Annotated in this window: 13 protein-coding genes and 2 pseudogenes; 12 read left to right on the top strand and 3 right to left on the bottom strand. The window is 35.1% G+C overall.

Features of this window, described 5'->3' with window-relative positions:
- Window positions 1–25 precede the first annotated feature (25 nt).
- Entirely contained in the window at window positions 26–3082 is a 3057-nt protein-coding gene (gene ebgA / locus ACIQ7L_RS24045; protein WP_400572244.1) for a beta-galactosidase subunit alpha, read from the top strand.
- 440 nt (window positions 3083–3522) lie between these two features.
- Here the strand turns inward: ebgA and ACIQ7L_RS24040 are convergent, their stop codons facing one another.
- On the bottom strand, window positions 3523–4395 hold the full coding sequence (locus ACIQ7L_RS24040) for a LysR family transcriptional regulator (RefSeq protein ID WP_400572242.1): 873 nt from the start codon (window positions 4393–4395) through the stop codon (window positions 3523–3525).
- Between the two features lie 194 nt (window positions 4396–4589).
- Between ACIQ7L_RS24040 and ACIQ7L_RS24035 the strand changes: the two genes are divergently transcribed.
- The 9 genes and pseudogenes from ACIQ7L_RS24035 to ACIQ7L_RS23995 all read left to right on the top strand — a co-directional run bounded on the left by ACIQ7L_RS24035 (window position 4590) and on the right by ACIQ7L_RS23995 (window position 12943).
- Entirely contained in the window at window positions 4590–5318 is a 729-nt protein-coding gene (locus ACIQ7L_RS24035) for a (Fe-S)-binding protein (RefSeq protein ID WP_400572240.1), read from the top strand.
- Window positions 5315–6727, top strand: coding sequence for a LutB/LldF family L-lactate oxidation iron-sulfur protein (locus ACIQ7L_RS24030; protein ID WP_400572238.1), 1413 nt, complete (start codon window positions 5315–5317; stop codon window positions 6725–6727). Before ACIQ7L_RS24035 ends, ACIQ7L_RS24030 begins: the two co-directional genes overlap by 4 nt.
- Before the next feature lies 1 nt (window position 6728).
- Window positions 6729–7421: a LutC/YkgG family protein gene (locus ACIQ7L_RS24025; RefSeq protein ID WP_400572236.1), complete on the top strand. Its 693-nt coding sequence runs from the start codon at window positions 6729–6731 to the stop codon at window positions 7419–7421.
- A gap of 77 nt (window positions 7422–7498) precedes the next feature.
- Window positions 7499–8848: an MFS transporter gene (locus ACIQ7L_RS24020; RefSeq protein ID WP_400572235.1), complete on the top strand. Its 1350-nt coding sequence runs from the start codon at window positions 7499–7501 to the stop codon at window positions 8846–8848.
- A 159-nt stretch (window positions 8849–9007) separates the two neighbouring features.
- Window positions 9008–9853, top strand: a complete 846-nt coding sequence (locus ACIQ7L_RS24015; RefSeq protein ID WP_400572233.1) for a MerR family transcriptional regulator — start codon at window positions 9008–9010, stop codon at window positions 9851–9853.
- Between the two features lie 62 nt (window positions 9854–9915).
- The gene (locus ACIQ7L_RS24010; RefSeq protein WP_400572231.1) at window positions 9916–10932 is read left to right on the top strand and encodes a C45 family autoproteolytic acyltransferase/hydrolase; all 1017 of its coding nucleotides are present in this window, start codon (window positions 9916–9918) and stop codon (window positions 10930–10932) included.
- A gap of 1 nt (window position 10933) precedes the next feature.
- Window positions 10934–11215 (top strand): MazG nucleotide pyrophosphohydrolase domain-containing protein, encoded by a 282-nt coding sequence (locus ACIQ7L_RS24005; protein WP_400572229.1) that lies wholly within the window; start codon window positions 10934–10936, stop codon window positions 11213–11215.
- Window positions 11216–11251: 36 nt separating this feature from the next.
- Window positions 11252–11674 (top strand): annotated as a pseudogene (locus ACIQ7L_RS24000) (ABC transporter permease); the annotation flags it as partial.
- A gap of 795 nt (window positions 11675–12469) precedes the next feature.
- Window positions 12470–12943 carry a DUF4188 domain-containing protein gene (locus ACIQ7L_RS23995; RefSeq protein WP_400572227.1) on the top strand — a complete coding sequence of 158 codons (474 nt, stop codon included), beginning with the start codon at window positions 12470–12472 and terminating at the stop codon, window positions 12941–12943.
- 57 nt (window positions 12944–13000) lie between these two features.
- Here ACIQ7L_RS23995 and ACIQ7L_RS23990 read toward each other — a convergent pair.
- Window positions 13001–13399 (bottom strand): annotated as a pseudogene (locus ACIQ7L_RS23990) (IS1595 family transposase); the annotation flags it as partial.
- A 402-nt stretch (window positions 13400–13801) separates the two neighbouring features.
- Window positions 13802–14470: an MOSC domain-containing protein gene (locus tag ACIQ7L_RS23985; protein ID WP_400572226.1), complete on the bottom strand. Its 669-nt coding sequence runs from the start codon at window positions 14468–14470 to the stop codon at window positions 13802–13804.
- A 263-nt stretch (window positions 14471–14733) separates the two neighbouring features.
- Here ACIQ7L_RS23985 and tnpA point away from each other — a divergent pair, with 263 nt between their 5' ends.
- Both tnpA and ACIQ7L_RS23975 read left to right on the top strand, forming a co-directional pair.
- Window positions 14734–15132 (top strand): IS200/IS605 family transposase, encoded by a 399-nt coding sequence (gene tnpA, locus ACIQ7L_RS23980; RefSeq protein ID WP_002169923.1) that lies wholly within the window; start codon window positions 14734–14736, stop codon window positions 15130–15132.
- An 11-nt stretch (window positions 15133–15143) separates the two neighbouring features.
- Window positions 15144–15969: RNA-guided endonuclease TnpB family protein (locus tag ACIQ7L_RS23975; protein WP_400572224.1), on the top strand; the 826-nt coding region annotated here is incomplete at its 3' end.

The following is a 15969-nucleotide window of genomic DNA, read 5'->3' as shown; positions in this document are numbered from 1 at the left end:
GATATGGAAAAAGGAGAGTTTTAGCATGATGAGAAATCTAAAAAGATGGGAAAATAACCAAATTGATCACTTAAATAGAATGGAATCTAGAGCTCATTATAACAGTTATCCAAATTATGATTCGGCTCTCAATAATGATGTTAATAATAGTCATTTTCATATGAGTTTAAATGGTACGTGGGACTTTCTTTACTTGGAGGCACCTGAATATAGTCCTGAAGATTTCTATCAAACGAATGCAAATCTTTCAAATTGGGATTCTATCATTGTACCAAGTAATTGGCAAATGCAAGGTTATGGGAAAATGCACTACTCTGATTTATGGTATAGCTTTCCGATTATTCCGCCGTATGTTCCAACAGAAAATCCAACAGGAATATATCGTAAAAATTTTACGTTACAATCTATTTCTAAAGATTATCAAATGATCCTACGTTTTCAAGGTGTAGATTCAGCATTTGAAGTATATGTAAACGATACATTTGTTGGGTATAGTAAAGGGGCTAGAATTCAAAGTGAATTTGACATTTCTAAACATTGTAAGCTGGGAGAGAATGTTTTAACAGTTCGGGTTTTTCAATGGTCGGATGGTACATATCTTGAAGATCAAGACATGTGGTGGTTAAGTGGCATTTTTAGAGATGTTGAGATTTATGCACGTCCTGTGCAAGGCTTATACGATTATGCGATAAAAACCTTTTTAGATGATAAGTGGGAGCATGCAACTTTATTGGTAAACCCTGTATTTGAAAGTTTCGATAACCAAGTAATCAATTATCAACTATATGATCAAGAGGGAGCTATACTTTTTGAAAAAGAATTACTAGGTAACGAGTCACTTATGAAAGAAGTAAGGAATCCTTTAAAATGGTCCGCTGAAGCGCCTCATTTATATCGTTTAATCATGATTGTTAAAAAGAATAATGAAACGATTGAAGTGATTCATCAATCAATTGGATTCAGACAAATTGAAGTTGCAGGGAAACAGTTTTTAGTAAATGGTGTTGCTATTAAATTGAAGGGTGTTAATCGGCATGATTACAGTCCGAAAAATGGTCGTGTTGTGACGAGAGAAAGCACTGAAGAAGATATTATATTAATGAAGCAACATAATATTAATGCTATTCGAACTGCTCACTATCCTAATTCACCATATTTTTATGAGCTGTGTGATCAATATGGCATGTATGTAATTGATGAAACGGATTTAGAATGCCATGGGTTTGAATTAACAGGGAATTATAAATGGATTTCTGATAACCCGGAATGGAAATTAGCTTATGTTTCTCGATTGAAGAGAATGATGGATCGTGACAAGAACCATCCATGTATCATTATGTGGTCTTTAGGAAATGAATCAGCGTTTGGAACTAATTTTAGAGCAATGGCTGATTATGCTAAACAAGCTGATCCTACTAGATTAGTACATTATGAAGGGGATTTTGAAGCGGAAATTTCTGATGTGTATACAACGATGTATACGTGGTTGGAACATGATGAGAAGCTAACAATGGAGCAAGTGATAAAGTCTACTCAAAAACCACACATTTTATGCGAATATGCGCATGCAATGGGGAATGGGCCTGGAAATTTAAAAGAATATCAAGACCTATTTTATCGTTATGATCATCTCCAAGGTGGTTTTATATGGGAATGGTTTGACCATGGAATTGAAACGAAAACAGCAGAAGGAGAAGTTTATTATCGATATGGAGGAGATTTCGGAGACGAGCCAAATAACAGCAACTTCTGTATTGATGGATTATTACAACCAGACCGTACGCCATCAACGAGCTTAAAAGAATTGAAAAAGGTAATCGAACCAATTGAAACAAGTGCAGTTGACCTTCAAGCAGGGGTATTCCAGCTAACGAATCGCTTAGATTTCAATTCAACAAAAGATTATCAGTTAATTTGTTCTTTTTATGAAGATGATCGCTTAATTGAAGAAAGAGAGGTTGAATTGCCAACTATACCTGCAAGATTGTCAGAAAGAATTGCTATTAAGTATCCTGTTATTTCAAGAAAAATTCCTGGTGCTATGTATACGGTTCATTTTTCTTACCGATTAAATAGTAATACGGATTGGGCGGAAAAAGGTTTTGAGGTAACATATAGTGTATTTATTTGGCATAAAGAGCCGAAAATTCGGGTAGAATCAGTTTCTAAGATTGCTATGTTAGAGGTAACAAACAATAACCATATTGTAACTGTAACAGGGAAAGATTTTGTTGTTACCTTTGATAAGGTATTTGGTACTTTATTAAGCATAGAATATGGCGACCATAAAGTGTTGAAAAAAGGACCGAAAGTGAATTTTTGGAGAGCGCCGATTGATAATGACATGTATCTTGTAAAGGATTATAAAGAAAAGTACTTTATGCATTTGTGGCATGAAATGGTTCGAGATGTATCTTACGAACTAACAGATTATACATTTATATGGGAAGTTAGGACATTTAATGGTACAACAAATAGTTCTTGGTACTATGAAGTTGCATATCGTTATGAATTGAATGGTGATGGAGAGTTAAGTTGTAGTATTTCCGGTATTGCATCAGGGCAAAAAGAGAATGCTCCTGCTATGTTACCAAGAATTGGTGTAAATATGCATGTAAGCAAAGAGTATAGTCATGTGTCATGGCGTGGATTAGGCCCGACTGAGAATTACCCAGACTCAAGGCAGTCTTGCTATCACGGGGTATTTCATCAAGATATTACAGACCTTTTTGTAAACTATGTAAAACCGCAAGAAAACGGCAACCATATGGAATGTGATTGGGTTGGTTTTGGAAATAGTAATTTTGGTGTTCTTTACCAAGCAAAAGATACGTTTAACTTTAGCGCGTCTTATTATGAAGATACGGATCTTGAACACGCAAAACATACAATTGATTTAAGGCCAAGAGACTATATTGTATTAAATATAGATTATTTACAAAATGGGTTAGGAAGCAATTCTTGCGGACAGGACCAATTGGACAAATACCGTTGTAAATTTGAAGATTTCCGTTTGGATTTTACAATTAAACCATGTGATTTGTCTAAGAAAACAATTGTTGAATATGCAAGAGAAGCATAAGTGCAAAAAAATCTACAAGATTATCTGAAGCGAATCTATATAAATTCATTTTAATTTTTCGACATCTAAATCCCCGCTATGCAGAATACAAAGTAACCTACACTTGTTTGCTCTTTCTGTTTTTACTTCGCATGTGGCAGAAAAAGGCCCTGACCGCTTCTATGCATGGCCAGATGCTCTCTCCCACCTAAAAAGGGGGTCTTTATGTCGTTTTTTAAATTGATGTATATATAATAGCATTAAACAACGAATAAGGATTGAACGCTGTAATCTACAGGGATCAGTCCTCATTGCATAATAAATGGCTATGGAGTATAGAAGTGCTCTTAGTAGGTGTTCAAATTCATGGGGCTAAAGAGTTAGTTAACCATTCTCGTATTTACATAAGCAACTCACACAGCATGTCTATAATAATAAGAAAAATAATTTGTGTGTTAAGTTCATGTGCATGCTATAAATCGTTGAGCACTTTTGGAAAGTTGACGATCTTTCAACCATATAATCGATGATTCGGATTGGAAAGGAAAATCTATTAAATCTACTATGTGTATAAATTCTTGCGGGATATAAGATACAGCACTTTTTGGTAGAATAGAGGCACCGATTCCAGCCATGATAAGCATAAGAACAAATGCTGAGTCAGGACATTCACATGCTATATTTAGTTTTATACCAATGCGCCTGCATTCATTAATGACCAGTTGATGATAGCTGTCTTCTTTATCTTTATGCACAAGTAAGAGGGGGATATGGCTTAGCTCGTTAATGGAGATTGGAAGTTGTGAATGATGTAGTTCCCATTTAGCAGGCATGACTAATATGAAGGGCTCCTTTGATAAACAAATACTAGAAAAAACATCTTTATTAAAGGGTGTACGCAAGACAGCAAGTTCGATATTCCGATTTTCTAATTGCTCTGTTAAGTATAAAGGGCCTCCCTCCCATATTTTCAAGTTAACATTAGGATAGTTTTCTTGAAAATAGCGGATTTTTTCAGAGACAAAAGGAATACAAGAATGAAATGTCCCAATTGATAAATTTCCCCTCAATCCTTCACCAGTATCCTTAATTTCCGTAATGGTTTCTTCTAATTGATTAATAATATTTTTTGCTTTCGCATATAACATTTTACCTTCTTCAGTCAAATGCATATTTCGACCGTTTCTTTCAAATAAGCTTACAGATAACTCTTGCTCTAATAACGAAAGTTGTCTACTTAGAGGTGGCTGTGCCATATGTAGTCGATGAGCAGCACGAGTAAGCTGTCTTTCTTCGGCGATTACAATAAAGTAACGAAGTTGTCTAATATCCATTTCCAATCCTCTTTCTATACCTTTTTTGTATACAAAAGCAACCTTATAAATAGTTTTTATATAATAGTTCACATGATATCATAAATAAAAGATTTTAAATATAGAAAATTCTAAAAATTAAAAATACAAAAGAGTGTTTTCAGGAGAGTAGTAACTTGAAAATATATCGTATCGTTTCAAGGAGGAAATCTTTTATGAAAGTTTCGTTATTCATTACTTGTTTATCAGATGTGTTTTTTCCTCAAGTAGGTAAGAGTGTCGTGGAGATTATGGAGCAATGTGGAGTGGAACTAGATTTTCCTGAAGGACAGACTTGTTGCGGACAACCAGCATACAATAGTGGATATCAAACAGAAGCAATAGCAGCTGCAAAGCAAATGATAAAAGCATTTGAAGATAGCGAATACATTGTAACTCCTTCAGGTTCTTGCGCTAGCATGATTCATCATTATTATCAAGAAATGTTTAAGGATGATGAAGAATGGCGTGAAAAAGCGATTCATTTAGCTAATAGAACGTATGAGCTGACAGATTTTTTAATTAATGTACTTGGAAAAAGTGATTTAGAATCTAAGTTATTTGAAACAGCCGTTTTTCATCAATCTTGTCATATGAGCCGTGGGCTCGGTATAAAAGATGAACCACTTCAGTTACTTTCACGCGTAGAAGGCCTAGACATAAAAGAATTACCGTATTGTCAAGATTGCTGTGGGTTTGGCGGTACTTTTGCAGTGAAAATGAGTCCGATTTCTGAAACGATGGTTGATGAAAAAATAAAACATATTGAAGAGACAGGATCTAGCCTCCTAATTGGTGCAGATATGGGCTGTCTCATGAATATTGGCGGGCGACTGCGTAGAAAAAATAAAGATATTCAAGTTTTACATATAGCAGAAGTACTAGCGAAGGGGCTGAAGAAATGAGTGTAGTGCAGGAGCTAGAATTTTTGGAAAGAGTAGATAAAGCGATACATGATCCACAAATGAGAAGTGCGGTTCCATTTACACAAGATAGGCTTCGGACGGGACGGGAACAAGCGACACATGAATTAGGAAATATTGAAGAATGGCGCGGGGCAGCATCTGAAATTCGGATGCATACAATTGAAAATTTAGATAGTTATTTGGAACAATTAGCTACAAATGTTCGGAAAAATGGAGGGCATGTCCATTTTGCTTTCAAAGCAGAAGATGCCGTATCGTATGTTTCCGAAATCGCAAGAAAAAAAGGAGCAAAATCGGTTATTAAATCAAAGTCTATGGTTTCAGAAGAAATACATCTCAATAAAAATTTAGAAGAGATGGGGTTAAAAGTGATCGAGTCCGACCTTGGAGAGTATATCATTCAATTAGCCGGAGAAGCTCCATCACATTTAATTGCCCCAGCCATTCATAAAACGAAGGAACAAGTAGCAGAGCTTTTTTCTAAGGAAGCTGGAAAAAAGATACCGGCTGATACAAATCAATTACTACAGTTTGCTAGGAAGCAATTGCGTGCTGAATTTTTAGAAGCTGACATTGGTATTTCCGGTTGTAACTTTGCCGTAGCAGAATCCGGATCTGTCGTTCTTATAAGTAATGAAGGAAATGCTCGTCTTACAACTACATTACCAAAAGTTCATATTGCGATTATGGGGATGGAGCGTCTTGTTCCGACATGGAAAGATCTTGATGTGGTCGTTTCCATGTTAACTAGAAGTGCTACAGGCCAAAAAATTACGTCTTATGTGACTGGAATTAATGGGCCACGTTTAGCTGAAGATATGGATGGACCTGAAGAATTTCATTTAATTATTCTAGACAATGGCCGTTCAGATATTTTAGGGACCGCTTACCAAGAAGTGTTGAAATGTATTCGGTGCAGCGCATGTATGAATGTTTGCCCTGTATATCGTAATATTGGTGGACATGCATACGGAAGTGTTTATAGTGGACCAATTGGTGCGGTACTAGCTCCTTTATTAGAAGGATATGAAGAATTAAAAGAATTACCTTTTGCATCAAGTTTGTGCGGCGCATGTACAGATGTTTGCCCAGTAAAAATACCATTACATGACCTTCTCATTGAGCATCGCAAAGATGAGGTAGAACAAGGGTTTATAACAAAGACCGAGCAACTAGCCTTTAAAGGTTTTGCATTTATGGCGAGTCATCCATTCGTTTATGATAAAGCTGTTAAAATGGCTCACACAGGTTTATCGATTTTTGCAAAAGATGGTTATATTGCTAATGGACCAGGCCCATTAAAGGGGTGGACAGAAAGTAGAGATTTTCCAACTCCATCAAAACAATCATTCCGTGATTGGTGGAAGAAAGAAAAGAGGGAGTCGTAAAATGAACGAAAGTGTACAAGAATCTTTTTTAAATAATATTGCACGTAAATTAGGTCGAGAACGTCGCTCTGGCATTATCCCTCCGCAGTGGAGTAACAATCCACTGAGATATCAGAACGAAAGTATGAATCATGAATGTTTCGTTCAACAGTTTATAGCTAATTTGAATGAATTAAACACAGAGGTAAGTCATATATACCGCTCTGAAATAGAGAATGCACTTCAGTACGTTGTGCAAAAATTTGATGTTCAATCGGCAGTGTATTGGAATGATGAGAGATTACATCAGCTTGAAATAGGAAAATATTTAACAAGAAATTTCGTTTCTCATCGAATTTGGCAGAGTAAAGAAGATGAAAGAGAACTACGAGATTATGTAGCTCAAGTTGATATGGGAATTACATATGCAGAAATGGGACTAGCTGAAACAGGAACTGTTGTTTTGTGGAATGGTGGTGGGCGTGGACGTTTAGTTAGTGTTTTGCCACCAGTGTATGTAGCAATTCTCTCGGAAAATACAATTTATAGACGTTTAACAGAAGGGGTAACTGCAGTCCACGAGCATGTTCCGAATGGACTACCTGCCTGTATTAATTTTATCACTGGTCCAAGCCGGACAGGTGACATTGAAATGGAACTAGCTTTTGGGGTTCATGGCCCTGGAAAGGTTCATGTCATTCTATTAAAAGATTAGAGAGAAAACAGTGGTGTATATGGAAATGTTTTCATGGAGAGAAAATTGGTAGTATACGAGGGGGAGTGGGGACTTTGATGAGGAACAAATTTCGTTATTATATATTTGCGATGCTCACATTGATTACGATGGTTAATTATATTGACCGAGGAGCCATTGCATACGCACAATCTTTCATTATAAAAGAATATGGATTTGATCCAAAAGAATGGGGAGCAATTTTAGGGTATTTTGGTTACGGTTATATGTTTGGTTCTTTATTAGGAGGCATTTTTTCAGATAAAAAAGGACCAAAATTTGTATGGATAATAGCAGCGACGACCTGGTCTATTTTTGAAATTGCCACCGCTTTTGCAGGCGAAATAGGAATTGCTGTTTTTGGCGGCTCTGCTTTAGCTGGATTTGCTCTTTTCCGAGTTTTATTTGGATTAACAGAAGGGCCATCTTTCGCGGTTTCGAATAAAACAGCAGCAAACTGGGCAGCACCAAAAGAAAGAGCTTTTTTAACATCTCTTGGGTTTGTGGGTGTTCCGCTAGGTGCAGTATTAACTGCCCCTGTAGCGGTTATGTTACTATCTTTTACAAGCTGGAAAATAATGTTTATTATTCTAGGTTTAATTGGTGTTGTATGGGCGATTATTTGGTATTTTACTTTTACCAATATGCCTGAAGATCACCCTCGAGTGACAAAAGAAGAACTAGCTGAAATACGAAGTTCTGCAGGTGTGCTTCAATCAGTAACAGTTGAAAAAGGAATCAAAAAAGAGCCATGGTATTCATTTTTTAAAGTTCCAACATTCGTTATGGTAACGTTAGCATATTTTTGTTTCCAGTATATAAACTTTTTGATATTAACTTGGACACCAAAATATTTACAAGATGTATTTCATTTTGAATTATCTTCTCTTTGGTATCTTGGAATGGTTCCTTGGCTTGGAGCTTGTATTACATTGCCTCTAGGGGCAAAGCTATCCGACCGTATTTTACGTAAAACAGGAAATCTTCGTTTAGCTCGAACAGGTTTGCCGATTATTACTTTATTACTAACAACGATTTGTTTTAGCTTCATTCCAGTAATGGATAGTTATGTGGCTGTACTAGCGCTCATGTCAATCGGGAATGCATTTTCTTTCTTACCAAGTTCAATGTATTGGACAATTATTGTTGATACGGCTCCCGCTCAATCAGGAACCTATAGTGGAATTATGCATTTCATCGCTAATATTGCGACAATCTTAGCACCTACTTTAACTGGATATTTAGTTGTAAGTTATGGATACCCTTCTATGTTTATTGTAGCTGCAATTTTAGCTGCTATTGGTATGGGAGCAATGTTATTTGTGAAACCAGGGCAACAAACTAAGAGGGAAAGTTTGTTTAACTGGAGTAATAAGGAGAGATTAGAGGAAACTCGTACAAATATTTAAATGATTTCTATGAGCATAAGATTTTTTTAATAATCAAAATAAATTTTGTTAAAAAACGGGTTGATTTTAAACTCGTTTTTTTTGTTTGTAAAAATTTCCTAATGGTATAGTAAAATGATATTTAATAGAAAAAACAGGAAATGAAGGTTGGGATTATGCATGTATACAGTTGGGCAGTTTTCAAAAATATGCGGGGTATCAATCAAAACACTACATCATTATGACGAAATTCACCTTATAAAACCTCTGCATACGGATTCTGTAACAGGGTATCGGTATTATGATTATGATCAAATAAAAATTCTAAAGTACATAAAAAAGTTAAAGATGTTTGGTTTTACTTTGCAAGAAATACAGAAAATTGTACAAGGGAACGATGAAACGGAGTTAGAAAATCAATTACGAGAAAAGTCGCAACAAATAGAACAGAAGATTATAAAAATGCAGCAAACATTAGAAGAGATAAATCAATCTATTGATAGTTTAAGCCAGAATGAGCCGCTTGTAACGATTTCAAATATAACGGAGTGTTTTGAAGAGATAAGAGACAGACAATTGATTTTTGGAATTCGTGAAATAATATCTATACGAGAGATTGATTTTGTTGTAAAGAAATTATTTGAAAGGTTATATACATATGGGTTAGAAGCAAATGGAAAGATGATGACTGTTTTTCACCAACTTCATAGGAAAGATGTAGAAGTAGACTTAGAGGTTTGTATACCTATACAACAATGTAATTATAACCTTTCGAATATCCGCTGTTTGGAAGGTGGAAAACATGTGTGCGTAATTGTAAAAGGACCCTATTCTGAGTTAGAGGCTGCCCATAAAAAAATAATCAGTTACATAGAGAAAAAGGGATATATAGTAAGAGATTCGCCCTTTGAAGTGTATGAACAAGGTCTACTTTCAAAACAAATAGACTATAAAAATATTCGGCCTAATATACATCATGATCCATTACAATTCATAACAAAAGTTTGTTTTCCAGTCTATTCTTAATTGACCCTCCGGCTACAGGAGGGTATATCCTATCCTTAGTAAGAGAAAAGGGAGAGGATTATATGTATCATCCAAGATTACGTGGCACACATTATGAAATGGGAAAACATTACGCAAGCATTTTATATAAAAATGGATTTCGGTTTCCGAAGGTTTCAGAAGAAAAATTAGCTTTTGGGAAACAAAGTCATGTACTATTAAAAGATTTCTATCCAGAATTAATAGAAGAAATGAAGGGGTTTGCTGAAGGGTGCCATGTAACGTATGAAGAGGTAAGTTCTTTTATACTAAGTATAGGTGTATTTGAGCCGCAAGCACAATGTAGTATATTTGCATTTCATAATGGTTCGGAAGTTATCATGGGAAGAAACTATGATCTGATTTTAGACCTAAAAAAATATACGGAGAGTTCCCTCATTTGTCCTAAAGATAAATATGGGTATGTTGGGCATTCTGATGTGTTTTTAGGGAAAGTAGATGGGATAAATGAAAAAGGATTGGCAGTAGCCATTACCCTTGTACAAAGTGAATGTAAAGAAGTAGGATTAAATTTTTATGTGGCGGTTCGCAAAATATTAGAAGATGCAAGTACGGTGGAAGAGGCAATACATATTTTAAAAGAATTCCCATCATCGATATGTAATAATTATTTATTAGCAGATCCCTCCGGAAATATGGCAGTTGTAGAAAAAACGCCTCATAACATGGTTGTACGGAGACCGGCGGAAAATGAACATTTTATCGTTTGTACAAACCATTTTGTAAGTGAAGAGATGGCTAGTTTACAACAAGATATAGCTAGTGATTGGAGTAAATCTCAAAAAAGATATACGTATATAGAAGAACAGTTAACAAAAAATCCACAGCCTAACTTAGAGAATGCTCAGGATATCTTATCAAATAGTAAAGAACATGTCTGTTTAAATCTGAAAAAATATAATTTTGGGACATTATATTCGGTTGTGTATGAGTTAAATGGTTTGAGAATTCATCGTACAGAAGGGCAACCGAACCGTTGTAAATATAGAGAAGATAAAAGATTGATAGAAGAACTTCATAAAAAGAGAAGGGGAATATAAAATGAAGCTTTCTGAATTTCAGCAGTATGTATCAAATTTTAGTAAAGAAAAAGGATTTGCTGATACAACGATTGAGAAGCGTACAATGTATTTAATGGCTGAACTAGGGGAACTAACAGAAGCGATATTAAAACGAAATGATGATGATAATATAAAAAGAGAAATAGGATTAGAAATGTTCGATGTAGTTTGGAATGTATGTGATTTAGCGAATAAATTAGAGATTGATTTAGAGGAAGCATTTCAGGAAAAGGTGGAAATTAATCGAGATAGAGAGTGGTGAAGATATATAGCATAGAAGGGTGTGAATTTATCGGAAAATGGGCAAGAAAACTCCACCTTATCTGTCAATGACACTATGACATTAATGCTAGGCGGAAGTGCAGCAATCTCTCTTATCGTAGGTGGGATTGGTATAATGAACATTATGCTTGTATCAGTTTCAGAACGTACAAAAGAAATAGGTATTAGAAAAGCGATTGGAGCAAAACGTAAAAATATTCTGCTTCAATTCCTTATCGAAGCAGTTGTATTGAGCTCATTCGGTGGAATAATTGGAATAGGGATAGGGGTAATCAGTGCTCAAATATTTACTCTAGCCACAGGTACAACAATAGCATATTCCATACCCGTTATGCTGTTATCACTTGTTTTCTCTTTATTAGTTGGAGTTGTATTCGGTGTATTTTCGGCGAATAAAGCGTCTAAGCTTGACCCAATTCAAGCTCTACGATATGAATAGAACAAAACAAAGCGATCGTGTCCTGCGAACGCTTTGTTTTGTTGCTATGTAAGAAAACAGGGTTCTGGTGCAAAAAATCTAAAGCTCTCGCAAGTAATCTCCTAAACTTGGAGAAACAAAAGGTGCGCTCAATGAGTTTGCCTTTTGTTGTCGAATTTGCTTAGCGTATATTTTCGTTAAAATGTGGGAGGTACGTCTTACTATGCAAAGAGAAATCATAGCCCCATTTAAACAGGCCTTATATCAGGAGGCGTTAAATAGAAAGTATGATAGCCATGTTGTTGCTAAGGAACAGTATATAAAAGCGTTATAAAACTGTTCGAATACATCGTTAAATAAACCGAATCTCACTATTTTTAAGCTGATTCTAATAAATTTATATCTGTTTCGCTTACTTACGATGTTTATTAAAGAATCTTACGATAACTACTAACAATATCCCTATTATTGAAATTAAATATAAAAGTGTATTCATTCTCTTTTTCCCCCTTTTTATCACTATGTTAGCATAAAAATGGTTGAAATTGTAAAATGAATACTGCTCGAATATATTCTCTAAAGCTTTTATTTAGAATCCTTCCCAGCGATTCCCTCAACGATCTCCTTTGCAGATTTCCTGTTCTTATTTATTTCAATGATTTCATTTAATCCTTTATGCACATCACTAAGGCCCTGTTCGAATGGAGGATTTATCCCTGTATATACATTCTAAGTTAAGATAATTGGTTAATTTATAAAATAATGTTATATCGCATTTGAGAACTACATATGTTAAGTGAAAAAGGGGACATTTAAATGGGAGTTAAAATTTTTAACGGCAGACATATAGCCAATTCCAAGGATAAAGAATTTGTTGTTTTTATTATTGGTATGCGTATTAATCATATATTAAAATTTTGGAAGTGGTTACCAGTTTTTAATGCTATGGGACCTATGCTTAAAGAATTGGACCAAAACCCACAATGGGGTTTCTTACATTCCGAATTTTTATTCAGTTGGAGAAAAGTAATCTTAATTCAATACTGGAAGGGATTCGACGAATTAGTAAACTATGCTCACGGAAAAAACCATTCATATGCTTGGAAATCATACAATAATAAGATTAAAGATAATGGAAGTGTCGGTGTTTTTCACGAAACCTATCAAATAGAAAAAGGTGCTTCTGAAGCGATTTATGTTAATATGCCGAAAATGGGTTTATCTAAAGCTACTGAACACATACCAGTATCTCAAGATACTAATACTGCTCAAAAACGAATGGATGGATAATTTGGCATTTTCAATATCCTGCACCGATAGTGAAATAATCCATATAAGAAAAATACATCAGTTGAAATTTCTAATATCGATTATAGTTGTGAAATTTGCTTTTTTACAGGCGTTCAATAACATTTCTTTCATATTTTCTTTAGAGGGAAATTTTTTATTTAATTCTAAGAAACGATGCCATATCAAATAGCCGTTTAGGTATTTTGTTGCTACACCATTAAATCGTTCCATCCAATCTTTTAATCGTCGATGATAACTATTAACGTGCTGAACGTGATAAATTTTTTGTCGAACATATTCCTTATTACGTGCATTAATAGCTTCGTGTTTTAACCCTTTCATAGCCGCAAATTTCTTATAGTTGGTTGCCGTATCTGTGCACAGTAAAGCAGAATCATCTAAATAATCTCCTAGTACAGCATCTATATCAAGTGCTGTTATTCGCCCTTTACCAGCAACAAATTATACGAACATAGCCTATCTTTTAGAGGAAAATGGAGAAAAATCTCACCGTTACGAAAAGAAAACAGTCTTTGATATCTTAGGCGTTGTGTATGATTGTACGTTGTCACAGAATTTCAAAGTTGCATAATTTTTTAAAAACATCTATTTGATAGGTTTATTTGTTATGCACATCTTTAGTGTAGAGCCGTAGAAGTTGCAAAAAAACATACCACATATATCCTTTAGTACCCTTAGCTTGATGGAGATGGGGTACTGACGGCAAAACGCGGATTTTATACGCTAAGACAGTTTCTAAAAGTGAAATCTCATCTTTGCTACTGTAAAAAAACAACTAGCCCCACGCAAGAGGTACTAGTTGACGTGAAATTCGTTATTGGAAGTGCAGGTGTTGAATTATCCCCATCCAGCTTTCTTTCCTGAACGGAATTGTTCTTGTATAGCCACACGCATGCTTTCAGATAGTTCCTGAACCTGTAAAACTTGCTCAACCTTTTCAGGATTAAATCGGTCATGAAATTTAACATCATTAACTAAGGCAACTGAAACTTTTTGTGGATGAGGTTCAAGCAGGATCAATGGGTCATTTTTAGATACCATTCCCTCTTTGAGAACTCTGAAAAGAAAACCTGTATAGCCTGTTTCCCGCACTGTTACAATCAATTTAGGCATTTCGTATTTTGCTGCAAGTTTATAACATGGATTACGGGGTTCAGATACTTGGATGATGGCTTCTCCAAACGAGAAAATATCACCGATATGAGCTTTTTCTTCTGTTAGTCCCGCAACAGTGAGATTTTCGCCGAAAAGAGCGACATCTACCAGGTTTTTGAACATAGGTCTCCAATAATCATAGTAGTCATGCGGATATAAGCACAATGCCTTGTTCTCTCCACCATGATACTCATATGCTTGTTCATCACAAACTAACCCAACCTTGCTTAGAAACACAGAGCCCTCTATCGGTTGCTTCTTAATGGCTGATTGATATACTTTTTTACCGTAAGTATAGGTATCAATCTTGCCTGCGTTTAACGATGTTACTGTATATTGTTCGTTGCTCACTTTCACAACCCCCTGTTTTCTTAAATTATATCATGTAAGAAACAGTTAAAAGCCTTGTATAGTTTATACAAGATGAGTTAACACAACATTATCGGAATTTGTTTAACGAATTCCCCGAAAGAATTCTCCTTCCTCAAGCGTGTGAAGGGCGTAGCCCAACGGTAGGTGGGAGATGAATTTCGGTTTGGCGTAGCAAAAGGGCTTTGCTTTTTATTTTGCCTCTGATATAATCAGTCTTATAAACCATAAAGGTTGGTATATCAATGAAATTAGATAGTAATAACCATTCAGTATTCTTGTTGTATTATCATCTTGTGTTGGTCGTCAAATACAGAAGAAATGTGTTTGATGATGATATGTCAGACTATGCAAAAGACATGTTTGTGCGATTATCTGAAAACTATAACATCACATTAGTTGAATGGAATCATGATGTAGACCATGTTCATATTTTGTTCAAGGCACATCCTAATACAGAAATGACAAAATTCATCAATGCTTATAAGAGTGCAAGTTCTCGACTAATCAAGAGAGACTTTCCACAAGTGAAAAAGAAACTTTGGAAAGAGATGTTTTGGTCAAGAAGTTTTTGCTTACTAACTACTGGTGGTTCGCCAATAGACGTAGTAAAGAAATATATTGAAAATCAAGGTGAAAAGTGAGGTGAAATGATATGACAAAGCATAATAAAGCGTATAAATTCCGTTTATATCCAACAGAAGAACAAGCATATCTTATGCGTAAAACCTTCGGCTGTGTACGTTTCGTGTATAACAGAATGTTAGCTGAACGGAAAGAAGCGTATGAAAAATACAAAGATGATAAGGAACAACTAAAGAAACAAAAGCTTCCAACTCCTGCGAAATACAAAGTAGAATTTGAGTGGTTAAAAGAAGTTGATTCATTAGCTTTGGCAAATGCTCAACTAAACTTGCAAACTGCCTATAAGAATTTTTTTAGTGGTCAAAATGACTTTCCTACATTCAAAAGCAAAAAAGATAGAAAATCATATACAACGAATGTAGTAAACGGAAATATTATGTTGCTTAATGGTCATATCAAGTTGCCAAAACTGAAAATGGTACGTATCAAACAGCATAGAGAAATACCACAAGACCATATGATCAAGTCATGTACGATTTCTATGACACCTACTGGTAAATACTATGTGTCCATCTTGACTGAATACGAAAAAGAGATTGTACAAAAAGAAGTAGAAACAGTTGTTGGATTAGACTTTGCGATGAATGGATTATACGTTAGTTCTGAGGGTGAGAAAGCCAATTATCCTAAGTTTTATCGTAACATGTTAGACCAATTAGCAAAGGCACAACGAGTATTATCAAGAAGAACAAAAGGTTCTACTCGTTGGAATAAACAACGTATCCGTGTAGCTAAGTTACATGAAAAAGTAGCGAACCAACGTAAGAACTTCCTTCATCATAAGTCTAAAGAGTTAGCTACTAATTTTGATGTTGTAGCTATTGAAGACCTAAACA

The organism is Bacillus sp. NPDC094106, assembly GCF_044764345.1.
Taxonomy (GTDB): domain Bacteria; phylum Bacillota; class Bacilli; order Bacillales; family Bacillaceae_G; genus Bacillus_A.
This window is presented reverse-complemented; position numbering and strand designations above follow the sequence as displayed.

What these genes read in the sequence shown, in the direction of transcription:
- ebgA (WP_400572244.1), top strand. Translation starts at nt 26, where the DNA reads ATGATGAGAAATCTAAAAAGATGGGAAAATAACCAAATTGATCACTTA.
- ACIQ7L_RS24040 (WP_400572242.1), bottom strand. Translation starts at nt 4,395, where the DNA reads ATGGATATTAGACAACTTCGTTACTTTATTGTAATCGCCGAAGAAAGA.
- ACIQ7L_RS24035 (WP_400572240.1), top strand. Translation starts at nt 4,590, where the DNA reads ATGAAAGTTTCGTTATTCATTACTTGTTTATCAGATGTGTTTTTTCCT.
- ACIQ7L_RS24030 (WP_400572238.1), top strand. Translation starts at nt 5,315, where the DNA reads ATGAGTGTAGTGCAGGAGCTAGAATTTTTGGAAAGAGTAGATAAAGCG.
- ACIQ7L_RS24025 (WP_400572236.1), top strand. Translation starts at nt 6,729, where the DNA reads ATGAACGAAAGTGTACAAGAATCTTTTTTAAATAATATTGCACGTAAA.
- ACIQ7L_RS24020 (WP_400572235.1), top strand. Translation starts at nt 7,499, where the DNA reads ATGAGGAACAAATTTCGTTATTATATATTTGCGATGCTCACATTGATT.
- ACIQ7L_RS24015 (WP_400572233.1), top strand. Translation starts at nt 9,008, where the DNA reads ATGTATACAGTTGGGCAGTTTTCAAAAATATGCGGGGTATCAATCAAA.
- ACIQ7L_RS24010 (WP_400572231.1), top strand. Translation starts at nt 9,916, where the DNA reads ATGTATCATCCAAGATTACGTGGCACACATTATGAAATGGGAAAACAT.
- ACIQ7L_RS24005 (WP_400572229.1), top strand. Translation starts at nt 10,934, where the DNA reads ATGAAGCTTTCTGAATTTCAGCAGTATGTATCAAATTTTAGTAAAGAA.
- ACIQ7L_RS23995 (WP_400572227.1), top strand. Translation starts at nt 12,470, where the DNA reads ATGGGAGTTAAAATTTTTAACGGCAGACATATAGCCAATTCCAAGGAT.
- tnpA (WP_002169923.1), top strand. Translation starts at nt 14,734, where the DNA reads ATGAAATTAGATAGTAATAACCATTCAGTATTCTTGTTGTATTATCAT.